This window comes from Vibrio panuliri (assembly GCF_009938205.1).
GTDB classification, from domain to species: Bacteria; Pseudomonadota; Gammaproteobacteria; order Enterobacterales; family Vibrionaceae; genus Vibrio; species Vibrio panuliri.
The window spans coordinates 967,685-981,950 of record NZ_AP019655.1 but is presented as its reverse complement, the minus strand read 5'-3'; the positions used below and the strand labels follow the sequence as shown (position 1 = coordinate 981,950).

At 43.5% G+C, this 14,266-nt stretch carries 14 protein-coding genes; 12 read left to right on the top strand and 2 right to left on the bottom strand.

The features are described 5' to 3' along the window. Window positions 1-62: 62 nt before the first annotated feature. Window positions 63-455, bottom strand: coding sequence for a VOC family protein (locus GZK95_RS19180; RefSeq protein ID WP_075715786.1), 393 nt, complete (start codon window positions 453-455; stop codon window positions 63-65). 372 nt (window positions 456-827) lie between these two features. On the opposite strand from GZK95_RS19180, the gene GZK95_RS19175 reads away from it, so the two are divergent. The 7 genes from GZK95_RS19175 (at window position 828) to citC (ending at window position 7,565) form a co-directional block, all read left to right on the top strand. Continuing rightward, entirely contained in the window at window positions 828-1,610 is a 783-nt protein-coding gene (locus GZK95_RS19175; RefSeq protein WP_075715787.1) for a PilZ domain-containing protein, read from the top strand. A 110-nt stretch (window positions 1,611-1,720) separates the two neighbouring features. Continuing rightward, window positions 1,721-2,311 (top strand): hypothetical protein, encoded by a 591-nt coding sequence (locus GZK95_RS19170; protein ID WP_161987235.1) that lies wholly within the window; start codon window positions 1,721-1,723, stop codon window positions 2,309-2,311. A gap of 156 nt (window positions 2,312-2,467) precedes the next feature. Beyond that, complete coding sequence (locus GZK95_RS19165; RefSeq protein WP_075710161.1) at window positions 2,468-2,845, top strand: hypothetical protein; 378 nt, start codon at window positions 2,468-2,470, stop codon at window positions 2,843-2,845. Between the two features lie 341 nt (window positions 2,846-3,186). Continuing rightward, a complete protein-coding gene (locus tag GZK95_RS19160) occupies window positions 3,187-4,176 on the top strand; it encodes a Bug family tripartite tricarboxylate transporter substrate binding protein (protein ID WP_075710159.1) in 990 nt (329 codons plus the stop codon). Between the two features lie 87 nt (window positions 4,177-4,263). Then, entirely contained in the window at window positions 4,264-4,758 is a 495-nt protein-coding gene (locus GZK95_RS19155; RefSeq protein WP_075710157.1) for a tripartite tricarboxylate transporter TctB family protein, read from the top strand. Between the two features lie 9 nt (window positions 4,759-4,767). Beyond that, window positions 4,768-6,279 carry a tripartite tricarboxylate transporter permease gene (locus tag GZK95_RS19150; protein WP_075715789.1) on the top strand — a complete coding sequence of 504 codons (1,512 nt, stop codon included), beginning with the start codon at window positions 4,768-4,770 and terminating at the stop codon, window positions 6,277-6,279. Between the two features lie 197 nt (window positions 6,280-6,476). Beyond that, a complete protein-coding gene (gene citC / locus GZK95_RS19145; RefSeq protein ID WP_075715790.1) occupies window positions 6,477-7,565 on the top strand; it encodes a [citrate (pro-3S)-lyase] ligase in 1,089 nt (362 codons plus the stop codon). A 66-nt stretch (window positions 7,566-7,631) separates the two neighbouring features. Here the strand turns inward: citC and GZK95_RS19140 are convergent, their stop codons facing one another. Further along, window positions 7,632-8,123, bottom strand: a complete 492-nt coding sequence (locus GZK95_RS19140; protein WP_075715791.1) for a citrate lyase holo-[acyl-carrier protein] synthase — start codon at window positions 8,121-8,123, stop codon at window positions 7,632-7,634. Window positions 8,124-8,456: 333 nt separating this feature from the next. On the opposite strand from GZK95_RS19140, the gene GZK95_RS19135 reads away from it, so the two are divergent. From GZK95_RS19135 to GZK95_RS19115, 5 genes are all read left to right on the top strand, one after another. Then, window positions 8,457-8,705: an OadG family protein gene (locus GZK95_RS19135; RefSeq protein ID WP_075715792.1), complete on the top strand. Its 249-nt coding sequence runs from the start codon at window positions 8,457-8,459 to the stop codon at window positions 8,703-8,705. Window positions 8,706-8,718: 13 nt separating this feature from the next. Continuing rightward, entirely contained in the window at window positions 8,719-10,506 is a 1,788-nt protein-coding gene (gene oadA / locus GZK95_RS19130; protein ID WP_075715793.1) for a sodium-extruding oxaloacetate decarboxylase subunit alpha, read from the top strand. A 9-nt stretch (window positions 10,507-10,515) separates the two neighbouring features. Continuing rightward, complete coding sequence (locus GZK95_RS19125; protein WP_151148820.1) at window positions 10,516-11,820, top strand: sodium ion-translocating decarboxylase subunit beta; 1,305 nt, start codon at window positions 10,516-10,518, stop codon at window positions 11,818-11,820. 102 nt (window positions 11,821-11,922) lie between these two features. After that, a complete protein-coding gene (locus GZK95_RS19120) occupies window positions 11,923-13,569 on the top strand; it encodes an ATP-binding protein (protein WP_075713891.1) in 1,647 nt (548 codons plus the stop codon). Next, window positions 13,553-14,242 carry a response regulator gene (locus GZK95_RS19115; RefSeq protein ID WP_171972093.1) on the top strand — a complete coding sequence of 230 codons (690 nt, stop codon included), beginning with the start codon at window positions 13,553-13,555 and terminating at the stop codon, window positions 14,240-14,242. The genes GZK95_RS19120 and GZK95_RS19115 overlap by 17 nt, the downstream gene beginning before the upstream one ends. Window positions 14,243-14,266: the final 24 nt, after the last annotated feature.

The window sequence follows — 14,266 nt, the reverse complement described above, 5'->3', positions numbered from 1 at the left end:
CACACAGCAAGGATGGAAGGGAAGCGAGCTTTAGCTCGCTTCTTTGCATTGGTGAAAGGGAGTTACTTGCCTACGTAGCTTGCAAGCCACCACAAGTTACCCCAGCTGTCCGCGATACATGCGGTATGTTCGAACGCACTGTTGTCACTCGGTTGATGTTTAACAGTTACACCATACTTGGATGCTTGAGCAATAACCGCTTCGACGTTTTCAACATAAATCAACAAAGATGTTTGTGTTTTGTCTTGTGCTTGTTGAGATTGATGTACGGAGAGAATTGCGTTTTCAATGCGCACATTGGCGTGAACAAGTGACCCTTGCGAGTCTTTTTGCTCACTGACGATTTGACCTTGGAACGTTGATGTTAAGAACAGGGTGAATGCTGCGATATCATCAACAACAATATAGTTGGAGACGATTGGCGTATTAGGTGGCAAGTAATCTTTGCTAATCATGGTGCTATCTCTCGAATAGACAAGGTTCTTGTTAGGTAAACCAAGAACATTTCCAATAAAAGGGCTTACAAATACAAAAGGTGATTTAAGAACGTTTGTCCGTTGAGTTTTCACTTTAAACTCCCAGAAAATATAGCCGTTAGAGGTGAGTTTGTATTGACGAAAATCAAGCTTTAAATCCGCGTAAGAAAAATCTGACTGCGCTTTTCTCGCTGGTTGATAAAAGCAAAATTATGTGAGGTTGGTGCCATAAAAAGATGCAGAGTATCCTTAGTTATCTCTTGATGATAAGCGTCGCGATGCATCATTGATAAGCAGTTTGGCTTGCATAAAAAACTATAACTACAACGATAAAAATAGGATGCCGCTATTATGATAAAAGCTGCACAAATCAACGTCTCGACTAAAATGCATAACGCAGAAGCTCTTCCGATGATCGAGCATGGCAGTGAAGTTATGCTCACGATTACTACGCCTGTCGGTGCCACATTCTCTTGTCGCACCAAGTTTCTTGCTAAACATTCTAATCACCGTATTTTGCTTGAACTTCCAGAGGTCAATCGCATCCAGTTCCAAGTCTACTTCCAAGAAGGTTTTTGGCTGCACTTGCATGTGGTATCGACTCAAGGTGAAGGATATGCGATTCAGTTTCGTTCACAAATTGAAAGCGTGTTAAAACAACCAGTGCCTATGATGGTGGTGACGATACCGCAGATGATGGATGTCTCCACATTGCGAAAAGAGCTTCGATTTGACGTCAAACTGAGTGCGACATTGTGTATCGATGATAAGCTCGTTGCTTGTCAGGTGAAGAATATTTCGAAAAGTGGCTGCCAGTTTGTGTTGTCATCCCTAGGACTGGATATTGAGTCTGGAAAGAAAGTGTCTTTGCAAGTGAGAACCAATAGTCAGAGGAATTACTCTCTTCCTTTATTGTCTGGGTATGTTCGCAATAAGCAAACCGTTGGTACGCATACCGCTTATGGTGTCGAGTTTGCTCTAGAAGACGCACATAATGTACGTTCACTGTTATCTAACTTGGTTGACCGCTATAAGCATGCATTGCTTGGATACAGTAAAAAGGAGTGGTCAGGAGTCGAGCATCATGCTCAAGTTACCGCGATGGATGTCGATGCACAGCATTCTCAGTTATAAAGAAATGCGCTATCAATGGTTAGAATGGTTCCCCGATGACGGTTAAGCATGTATTCTTATCGGGAGTACGGTAGACACTGCGCTACCGAGGAATATGTGTAGTTGGAGTAATGATGTTTGAACCACTAGAGGACATAGAAGAGCCGATTAAGATTGGCATTTCCGCGCCTCAAAAGTCTACTTTGTTAGATGTTGATTATTTTATCCCTTTCAGCGAGTTAAGCGATGAAGTTCTGTCAACACTCAAGCTAGATTTGTTGTTCGTGGTTGGTGCATCACCTCTCCAAACCGCGTTGGTTAAGCATTGGAGCCAAGACCTTGGGTGTATTGCCGCTTGTGTTGAAACTATCGACAAACAAGCTAGTTGCGCTGAAAGCGTGATTGCGAACATTAAACAGAAGTTCGAGACGGGCGAATTTCCCAACAATGTGGATGTGGCTGATATTCGTTACCTCGCTGACGATGACAACCAGTTGCTGGCGTTTAACAACAAAGAGAAGCTGGCGCAGTTCTTAAGCGATGAAAGCTGTCCCCATGTTGATAGCGTTTTTTACCTGATGCATGGCGATTTTACTGCGGAACGCTTTGGTGAAGAACATAAGCAAGTCGCACGATATATTTCTGAAAACGCCACCATGTTTTATAGCTATCTAGCAGGCGGGCTTGGCGACTGCACGGCTCTTGTTGCTGTTAGACGATAGTGCTCTCTTTACTTATCTAGGACGTTGAACACAAACGCGATTAGTTTGCGTTGTGTTCTCGTCAAATAGTGTGCTTCAAAGCACACTTTCGCCTCTACTCGCACCGCAGATATATTTGCTACTGTAGTCAGACAATATGCTTACGGAGAGGGTGTTATGAATATATGGATATTGAGCGCGGGCTTACTTGGTGTATTTACGTCGTTAGTACATTTGTTTGCTGGTCAAATCGATCCAATCAGACCATTTTTAAAGTCAGATCTTGATGACGTCCCAAAAGCAACACTGCTAGCGTGTTGGCACCTCGTTTCCGTCACTTTACTTGTAACGGCATTAATGCTCACCTATGTGGGATGGTACGGTCTCAATGCATACTATTTTCCCACTCAGCTGCTGGGTATCTTGTACATTCTATTCTCCATGGTATTTGTGGTAGTGGGGTGGTACTTCTTCGGCAGCAGAGTGTTCGTCAGATTGCCGCAATGGATATTGCTTCTACCGATAGGTCTGCTTGCAGGGTATGGTGCACTATAGTCCTTTCACTTTCGCTAAATATTCCTCTGGAATAAATTCATTTAATTTTTATTAAGCGAATGATTGTGAGCGAAATAGATAAATTTAATTTGAACCAGATCTTGAAAATAGAGTGTAAAAGTCGAGTTTTTACACTTATCTAGCCTGTAACTTGTTGTTTTTAATTCTCTTTTTAAAATAAATTTATTAACGCCATAATCGGCATTAAACATCTGGTTTATAAGGTAATAAATCACACATCGAAGCTCTACTTCAAATCATAATATTCCTAACAACCTCAGTAACTATTCACTTATTTGAGGTTTGAAAGCTAAATAAAATAATGACTATAGGAATATAGAATGAATATGAAACTAAAGAGTTTGATGATTGGAGCAGCGATGACCTCTGTAGCTGCATTACCATTGAGCAGTGTGGCAGCGCAAGACTATCCACCAAAAACACTTTCTTTTGTTGCTCCTTCTGGTGCTGGTGGTGGTTGGGATCTCACCATCAGAACCGTCGCTAAGACTCTTAAAGATACAGGCTTAGTAGAAGCAAACATGCCAATCACTAACCGTCCTGGCGGCGGTGGCGCTGTGAACCTAGCCTATATGCAAACACAAAAAGGCAGTGACAAGCTCATTACGGTTTACTCACCGCCGATTCTACTTACGAACCTTACAGGTGCAAGTAAGTACAGCTACCAAGACACCACTCCACTTGCACGCCTAATTACAGACTACGGAGCGTTTGTTGTTTCAAAAGATTCGAAATACAGCTCGATCAATGAAGTAATGGAAGCTTTAAAGAAAGATCCTAAATCTGTCAAAGTTGGTGGTACTTCAGCTGCAGGTAGTATGGACCACATTCAGTTCTTGATGATCGCTAAAGCGGCGGGCGTTCCTAACATCAATCAGATTGACTACATCTCGTTTCAAGACGGTGGTGCAGTGGCTCAGGTATTGGGCGGACACGTTGACCTCATTTCAACCGGTCTTGGCGATGTTGTTCAGCTAGTTGAAAGTGGCAACTTACGTGCTCTTGCTCAGACAGCGGACAAGCGAATCGGTGAAGGTAAAGTTGCAGAAATCCCAACCGTAAAAGAGCAAGGTATTGATGCAACGTTTGAAAACTGGCGTGGCCTGTTTGGACCAAAAGACATGCCAGATTACGCAGTCAAATACTGGAACAAAACACTGAAAGAAATGGTGGAAACACCTGAGTGGGCGGAAGCGCGTAAGCGTAATGGCTGGGATGCTGCCTACCAAACAGGTGAGGAGTTCAATCAGTTCTTAGCGAAGACAAACGAGGAGTATAAGCAAATCCTCGCAGAGATCTTCAAGAAGTAATTATACGGAGTAGTACCTAGAGCACGTTCCAGTGCTCTAGGCGTCAGCTCGACATTCCATATTTCTCGGTTCTGTAAGGATTTCAACATGGAAAACAAAAAAGTTCGTCCAAACTGGGATGCGTTTACCGGCATATTTAGCATCGGTTTTGGTTTAATTTATGGTGGTATGACATATGCGATGCCTAGGGCTGCATTTGGTAATCCATTAGACCCAGTTTATTTCCCAATGGGAGTAGCAGTACTGTCGATTATTGTCGGCGGCATTCTGCTGGCAAAAAGTAATATTAAAGCTTCTATCCAAGCTTGGGTTGATTTGATCAATGAAGACGAAATCAAAAAGTTCGACCGTAAGCGTATCTTCTATACCTGTCTAGTCTCCATTGGTTACGCCTTGGTTTTTGACCCTCTAGGCTATGTGATCAGTACGTTTATGTTCCTGTTTGCAATGTTAAGCATTACGAGTGGGCTTTCAGAGTGGAAGAAGAGCGCGGCCATCGCATTGGCATTTTCCGTCACGGTTTTCTTCATTTTCAACACACTATTGGCAATTAGCCTTCCACCACTTCCATTTATGGGGTAAGAGGTCATTATGAGTGAAATTTTTGCTAACTTAATTAACGGGTTTGGCGTTGCATTCCAGCCATACCATCTATTGCTCGTGACCGTTGGTGGTGTTCTGGGTACTGTGGTGGGTATGTTACCCGGCCTTGGCCCTGCTACCGGGGTTGCAGTATTACTACCAATGACATTTGCGATGGGGCCGACAGCAGCACTGATCACTATGACGGGTGTTTATATCGGTGCAATGTTTGGTGGCTCACGTAGCTCGATTCTAATCAACACCCCAGGGGATGGAGCCGCACTGGCTGCAACCTTTGATGGCTACCCTATGGCGCAGAAAGGACGAGCTGAGTCGGCATTGGCAATCTCGGCTATCGCATCACTAATCGGTGGTATGATTGCTGCAGTGCTGATGACTTTACTCGCTGAGCCTGTTGCAGGTTTTGCGCTTAAGTTTGGTCCTGCGGAATACTTCCTATTGATGGTTGCTGCGCTATCGATGACTGCATCGATGTCTAAAGGCAATATGCTCAAAGGCTTCTTATCGATGGTGATTGGCTTAGCTATTGCGACCATTGGTATTGATGCTCAAACAGGTACAGAACGTTTTACTTTTGGCAACTTACACCTACAAACTGGTGTCGATTTCCTAGTTGTTATCATCGGTATCTATGCAATGGGTGAAGTGTTTAAGAGCTTTAGCTCTTTAAGCAAAGGCACCAAAAAAGCGCAGACTAAGTTCAAACGAATTTGGATTGAAGGTGATGACTGGAAACGTTCAAAATGGCCTATCTTGCGTAGTGCTCCTGTCGGCTTCCTAGTGGGATCACTGCCAGGTGCTGGTGGTACGATGGCGTCTCTGATGTGTTACAACAACGAGAAGCAGCTATCTAAAAACAGTGAAGAGTTCGGCCATGGTGCAATTGAAGGACTAGCTGCGCCTGAATCAGCTAACAATGCTGCCTCGATTGGTGCAATGATCCCTATGTTATCACTGGGTGTTCCAGGTTCTGGTACGACTGCGGTAATGATGGGTGCACTACTGATGTTGGGTATTCAGCCAGGTCCATTGTTGTTTGTTCAACACGCAGATGTTGCATGGGGTCTAATTGCAAGTATGTTTGTTGCTAACATCATTCTTGCGGTCGTTAACATTCCTCTTGCGGGTGTGCTGGTACGCGTATTGGCAATTCCACCTAAGGTGTTGTACCCAATCGTTCTTGGTCTAGCATTCATTGGTTGTTACGCAATCAGCAACTCAGTTATTGAGTTCTACATCCTAGTTATCCTTGGTGTGGCTGGCGTGGTAATGAAGCGTGCGAATATTCCAACTGCACCAATGATCCTTGCTGTTATCGTAGGCGGTACGATGGAACAATCATTCCGTCAGGCGTTTAGAATCTCTAACCAAGACCTAACGATTTTTGCTAGCTCAACGGTATCCCAAGCTCTGATCGCAATTACGGTACTGTCGATTGCACTACCAGTTATCAGCATGATTCGTAGCAAGCGCAAAGCGCAACTTGAACAGCCTGCTTAATTAAGTAGCTTCAATCCTTTAAGCCAACTGATTCACGTCAGTTGGCTTTTTGCGTTGGCTAATTTATAGAATGTGGGGATTAAAATAATTAACGCCATTTAAATATTTTATCCACCTAATGCGTTTTGATTAGAATCATTATTTACGCTAGGTGGGAATAGGATAATAGTGTGGTGAATTACTAATGAGATAAGCCAGTGCTGACGTCATATTATTTTGAAAAAGTACGTAGACAAAATATTCGTAAATTTGAGCCAGTGAAGGCATTTCTCACCCGTATGGGCTTGGGCATTGATGCTGACGTAGAGTTTTTCGTTGTTGCCTTTTCGAACGGGCAGGTGGTCGCTACCGGAGGTTTGGCGGGGAACACGTTGAAGTCGATCGCTGTCGATGAGAGTTTACAAGGCAAAGGTGTTTCGACCAGTTTAATTAGCGAGTTGGTCAAGTCTGCCTATGATTTAGGTCGTTTCAATTTATTTATTTATACCAAACCAGAAAACTACAAGTTATTTAAAGAAGCAGGCTTTCATTTGCTTGCCTCGGTTAAAAATCGAGTGGTTTTACTGGAAAACAGTAAATCACGCCTCAATGACTATTGCGCGCGTTTAAGACGGCTAAAGCAGTTTGGTCAACGTGTTGGTAGTATTGTAATGAATGCCAATCCTTTCACTTTTGGGCATCGCCATTTAGTTGAGAAAGCCGCTTCAGAGTGTGATTGGGTACACTTGTTTGTGGTTAAAGAAGATCGTTCATTCTTCTCCTATCAAGATAGGTTGTTGATGATTCAACAAGGTTTGAAGGACCTGAAAAATGTGATTATTCACGAGGGTTCGGATTACATTATCTCTCGAGCAACCTTTCCAAGTTATTTCTTGAAAGATGAAGGGGTGATTAATTACTGCCATACTGCGATGGATCTACAAATATTCCGCACACACATTGCGCCTGCTTTGGGGATTACACATCGTTACGTGGGGACAGAGCCACTGTGCAAAGTGACGAACTTCTATAACCAACAAATGCAGCAATGGCTCACCACACCCACATTAGAAAGTGATCCGATTACTCTTATTGAGATTCCTCGTATGGAGTGCGATAAAGAACCCGTCTCTGCATCTTTAGTGCGAAACCTGTTGTTTGATAATCAATGGAACATGATAGAGAAGTTAGTGCCGAGGACGACATATCTACATTTGAAAAGACTGTTTGATGTAGAAACCTCCCCTTATCAAGTTAAGCGCCGTGCGATGTCGGTAACAGAAAGGCAGCAAGCACAGCCAGCATGAAAGTTACCTAATGATTCTTAAAGGTAGGAGCGCTAGTTAAACTAGCGCTTTTTTTAATCAGAGAGGCTAATCGCCCATCGCCATCAGTTTCACAACCGCCTGTTCGACCTCCGTTACGGTATGGCGCTTAGTCGCAATGCACGTTTGCATCGGCTCTGAGCAAATAATACAACGTCTTGGTTGCATGTAAGCGGAACGACGTGACAATGTTTCCCCTTGCTCTGATGTGACGTCAAAATTAAACAGCGCCCCCCAAGGGTGATCCCTTTCAAGTTGCATCATCAGTTTTTTAAGCAAAGTGATTGAATGAAATTGAACAGAAAACATGGCTTGGTGACTCGCATTGGGGAAAAGCTTTTTGTCGGCAATTTGAATATTGCTTTCGTTTAACTTCTGTTCAAAAGCGTTGAGTGCTGACTCAAAAAGAGATTGGGCAAATCCTTTGTGGTTGAGTTCATTCGGTAGGTTAAGTTTTAACGTCACAATCGGTAGTCGATAGTGGCTTAGGAATTTCTCACGCTGTGCATGGTATTGTTCATGTGGGCTGACCGAGTCCAATATCTCTTCCTCTCTGTTGAATGGCTGAAGCTTTAACTTAAAAAGAGTGTTTACGTATGAAATTGAACCGAGCGGTATTTTTACTTGAGCGCAGAGTTTTAAATGGTCTAAATGGCGCAAATGTATGGAGGCGTAGTGACCTCGCAGCATGATTAAAATGCACTTATTTCGGACAAAACTTAGCCGCGAAAGGTCAACGTCCTTTAACTAGGGAATAAAAGTTTTTAACACCATTTATGCGCATTAAGTGGGGCAATTACGATGATACTCCTCACGATGTCCTAGACGAGCGCCCACTAGAATGGCTCTACTCTAAAAATATGGGTATTTCCAATGAGCCAACAACCAATCATTTATGAAGGCTTTACACTCATGGCGCTTGGCATGAGTTTCGTCTTCTTTTTTCTCTGCTTAATGGTGGTAGCGATCAACCTGCTTGCAAAAGCAGCGGCTCTCGTTGTCCCAAAGCCAATAGAAAGCTCGGCAGTACCGGAGCGCTCCTCCTCATCTGACGACACTACCATTGCAGCGATCACTGCTGCTATTCATCACCACAATAAGCTCAAAACAAATAGTGTTTAATTAGGAGAAGCAAATGTCTGAAGTAGTAAAGCCACTTGGCATCACTGACGTTGTATTGCGTGACGCACACCAATCTCTATTCGCTACTCGTCTGCGTTTAGACGATATGTTGCCAATTGCCGCAGAACTTGACCAAATCGGGTACTGGTCACTTGAAAGTTGGGGCGGTGCCACGTTTGACTCATGCATACGCTTCTTAGGTGAAGATCCATGGCTTCGCTTACGCGAACTAAAAAAAGCAATGCCAAATACCAAGCAACAAATGCTATTCCGTGGCCAGAATATTTTGGGTTACCGCCACTATGCCGATGATGTGGTCGACAAGTTTGTCGAACGTGCCGTGGCCAATGGTATGGATGTATTTCGAGTGTTTGACGCTTTGAATGACCCGCGTAACTTACAACGCGCGATTGAAGCAGTGAAAAAGCAAGGCGCCCATGCGCAAGGTACGATTTGCTATACTACTAGCCCTGTACACACCATGCAATCTTGGGTCGATGTTGCCGAGCAGTTGGTTGAAATGGGTGTCGATTCAATTGCAATTAAGGATATGGCGGGAGTCATGACACCTTATGAAGCGGGTGAACTTGTTTCGACTTTGAAAAAGCAGCTCGATGTCGAATTGCATCTTCATTGCCATTCAACTGCTGGTTTGGCAGATATGACCTTACTAAAAGCGATTGAAGCGGGTGTTGATCGCGTTGATACGGCAATTTCATCCATGAGTGGGACCTACGGTCACCCTGCGACAGAGTCGATCGTCGCTGCGCTTAAGGGCACAGAGCGTGATACAGGTTTAGACATCGGTAAGCTTGAGAGTATCGCGGCTTACTTCCGTGAAGTTCGCAAGAAATATGCGGATTTTGAAGGGCAACTTAAGGGTATTGATTCGCGTATTTTGGTCGCTCAGGTTCCCGGCGGAATGCTGACCAATATGGAGAGCCAACTTAAGCAACAAAATGCGATGGACAAGCTTGACCAAGTGCTTGAGGAAATTCCAAAAGTCCGTGAAGACTTGGGATACATCCCGTTGGTGACACCAACCTCGCAAATCGTGGGTACACAGGCGGTGATCAATGTGATGATGGGTGAACGCTACAAAACCATCAGTAAAGAAACCGCGGGTGTATTAAAAGGTGAGTATGGCCAAACGCCTGCGCCAGTTAACAGCGAACTTCAAACTCGTGTGCTGGAAGGAGAGTCGGCTATTACCTGTCGACCAGCCGACCTGATTGAGCCTGAAATTGAGTCTCTCACGCTAGAAGTACAGGAGAAAGCGAAGCAAAACGATATTTCTCTGAGCGAAGAGATCATTGATGACGTGCTCACCGTTGCACTATTTGAACAAGTTGGTTGGAAGTTCTTGGAGAACCGCCACAACCCAGACGCATTTGAACCAGTGCCGAGCGAAAAAGTACAAGCGAAAGCGTCACCAAATACCGGGACAGAGAGCGGCGTTTATACAGTAAACGTGAACAATCAAGCCTATATCGTAAAAGTGAATGAAGGGGCGGATCCTGAAGTCCTTGCTGCCGCGCCTCAAACCGCAGCGGCACCCGCGGCAAGACCAGTTGCTTCATCAGGAAACGCGGAGCCAATGCCAGCACCACTTGCAGGTAACATTTGGAAAGTGAATGTCAAACCTGGTGATGAAGTGAAAAAAGATCAGGTGTTATTGATTCTTGAAGCGATGAAAATGGAAACTGAAGTTCGCGCTCAACGTGATGGTATTGTTGATGATGTATCTGTCTCTGAAGGGGATGCGGTGCAAGTTGGCGACCAACTACTAAGCCTTGCGTAAGGTGGTGGTATGGAAAGCGTATTAGCATTAATTAACGACTTTGGGTTCCTTCATCTGCAATTCGGTCAGGCGATCATGATCGTTATCGGGCTTATTTTGCTCTACTTGGCGATCGTTAAAAAGTTCGAGCCATTATTGTTAGTTCCAATCGGGCTTGGTGGCATCTTGGCGAACTTGCCTGATGCAAACTTAGCGATCAATGCTGTAGAAGCTGCGATGTACAGTGGTAAGCAAGATGTACTACAAGCGTTTGGTTCTATCTTAGGGACTACCGATTTTGGACTGGAGAATCTCAAGCATGCCTATGAAATGGCGACGCCAACAGAAAAGATGCAGCTGCATTTGCTGGCAGAGCAATATAATTTCAGTGACGGTATGCTGTATACATTCTACAGTGTTGCGATTGCTTCTGGCGTCGGCCCGTTAGTGATTTTTATGGGGGTAGGTGCGATGACCGATTTTGGTCCATTGCTCGCTAACCCGAAAACACTCTTATTGGGTGCAGCTGCTCAGTTTGGTATTTTTGCAACCGTATTGGGAGCATTAGGGCTAAGTCAACTGGGTATCATGGACTTTAGCGTTGCTCAAGCCGCTGCGATTGGCATCATTGGTGGTGCTGATGGTCCAACCGCAATCTATGTATCAAGCATGTTGGCTCCGGAGTTACTGGGTGCCATCGCTGTTGCTGCATACTCATATATGGCATTGGTTCCAATGATCCAGCCGCCTATTATGAAAGCGCTAACATCAGACGCAGAACGTCAGATCTCAATGACGCAGCTACGCAATGTGAGTAAGGTTGAGAAGATCTGCTTCCCGCTGATGTTATTGATCTTAATTGCGATGTTATTGCCATCCGCAACGCCACTATTGGGTATGTTCTGCTTCGGCAACTTAATGCGTGAGTGTGGCGTGGTAGAACGATTGAGTGATACGGCACAAAACGCACTGATCAACATCGTGACGATATTCCTTGGTCTATCGGTTGGCTCGAAGCTGATGGCAGATAAGTTTTTACAACCTCAGACTCTTGGCATTTTAGCGTTAGGTATCGTTGCTTTCTGTGTTGGTACGGCGATGGGTATTGTCATGGCGAAGTTGATGAACATAGTTTGCAAAGAAAAGGTTAATCCATTGATTGGTTCGGCTGGGGTTTCTGCTGTACCGATGGCCGCTAGGGTATCAAACAAAGTGGGTCTGGAAGCGAACAGTGGTAACTTCTTATTAATGCATGCTATGGGACCAAACGTAGCGGGCGTAATAGGTTCTGCCGTCGCTGCTGGTGTAATGATCAAGTATGTGATCGGTAGCTAATAAAATTATAAAAAGGAAGATCTTGCTATCTTCCTTTTTATTAATATCTGTTACAAAATATCTATAATGATATTTTTTGTGGTTTAGATAAAAGGATTTAATATGAAGTCGACTGCTGTGAAGCTACTTCATAAATATAACGGTGGTCTATCATTTAGCAGAAGAGTTTTTATGTTAATTTTTGGGCTAATGTTCATTCAATTAACATTTGTAACAACTAATTTTCATAGAACTTTACTGGATACTTTAGAAGACCAAGTCGGAACAAGAGCATTAATTCAAGCCCAAGAAATTGCGAGCGATCCAGAATTAATTCAAGAAGTTAGAATCAAGAATATTGCCGCTATTGAACGAGTTACAGATAGATTACACAAAATATCTGATGCAAGTTTTATTGTAATTGGCGATGAAGTCGGTGTGCGGCTTTCTCACCCTGATAAAGATAAAATCGGATTACCCATGCAGGGGGGAGATAATGCTGGAGCTTTACAGCGCGGTGAGTCTTATGTCTCCATTCGTGAAGGAAGCCTGGGTTATGGTGTCAGAGGAAAAACACCAATTATTGATTTTGATGGCAACACGATAGGGGTTGTTTCGGTAGGGTACCTGCTTAATCGTTTCGATCAGTGGGTTGTTTTATACTTTAAACCGCTTGTCTATGAACTGCTGGTGACACTCATTCTCACCTTGATTGGCGCGTGGTTGTTTTCCAAACACATCAAGAAAAAAATGAATGGAATGGAGCCGTCCGAAATTGCACTAGCTCTACATTTACAAGAGTCGATCTTAAGCTCTGTTTATGAAGGTGTTATCGCGATAGATAAGCAAGGAAAAACCCTTGCAGTTAACCGCAGTGCTGTTCAAATATTAGGCATAGACCAACATTTTGACTCGCTAAAAAACAATTCAGTCCTTGAGTTTATAACCAACTATCAGTTTTTCTTTAAAACCCCTTATGAAGATAACTTAAAGGACGAAATAATCATTCTCAACGGCAAGACTGTCATTGCAAGTAGAGTTGCTATTTATGATGATGAAAATTTAATTGGTTGGGTGATTAGTTTTCGTGCGAAAAATGATATTAATTCGCTTACAGCAGAACTGACGCAAATTAAGCAGTACACAGAAAATTTGCGTGTTATGCGCCATGAGCATGCAAATAAATTATCAACTATTAGTGGTTTGATTGAAATAGGGGAATATAAATCAGCACTTGAAATTATCAATAGCGAAAATAATAAAAAGCAACAATTAATTGACTTTATTACCTCTCGAATATTGCTTAAAAAAGTAGCAGGCATACTGCTTGGTAAATATTCCAGAGCGAGAGAGTTGGGTATTGATCTTCAATTTGACCCAACCTGCCAGTTAATGCAGGTTAACGCGCCAATTGAATCGATCGACCTATCAGCAATCATAGGGAACTTGATTGATAATGCGTTCGAAGCGACGCTAAAAAACCCGGAAAGCAATAAGGTAGTCACAGTACTTATTACCGATGCCGGTGATGACTTAGTCATTGAAATTTCAGACAACGGTTGTGGAATTTCGGATGAAATTGCGAGCACTATCTTTAGCCGAGGGGTGACAAGTAAAGGCGATAATGAAGGCCATGGGATTGGTTTGTACTTGATTCAACGGTACGTGACGAATGCTGGTGGCGTGATTTTAGTCGACGATGCTGAACCAAAGGGGACAACATTCTCAATATTCATTCCAAATAAGGCACAGAATCATGAACTTAATTGATGTACTAATTGTTGAAGACGAAGTGGGAATCGCTGAGTTACACGCACAGTTTTTTCGTCAAACCGTGAGGTTTAATCCAGTTGGGATTGCTTCAGATTTAGCGATGGCACGTACGATGATTCGTATTCATAAACCCAAACTGATTATTCTCGACAACTACCTACCTGATGGTCGAGGTGTGGATCTGTTGCGTGAGATTATCGCAGACAAAAAATCGACTCAACCAGACGTGATCCTTGTGACAGCGTCTAGTGAGATGGACACAGTAAAAGAAGCGCTTCAGTGCGGCTGTTTTGATTACCTTCTAAAGCCAATCTCTTATGAACGCCTGCAAGAAACGCTAAATCGTTATTTAAAATACAACTGTGCCATCAAAGCGTTTGACAACATCAGCCAGAGGCATGTTGACGATTTGTTCAACATGCAAGCGCGTGATAAAAGTTCAAGTCGATTACCCAAGGGTATTGGAGAACTCACGTTAGATAAAATTAAACAAGTATTCAATGAGAACTTAGGCATTAAGTTTACCGCGGAAACGCTAGGTGGTGCGGTAGGGATCAGCAAGACAACGGCTCGCCGTTACTTAGAGTACTGTTCTGCTAGTGGTTTTTTATCGGTTGAGAATGAACATGGGCGGGTAGGGCGACCTGAGCGCGTCTATGTTCGAAACTAATATCCCCCTTAGTTAACCTTTTAG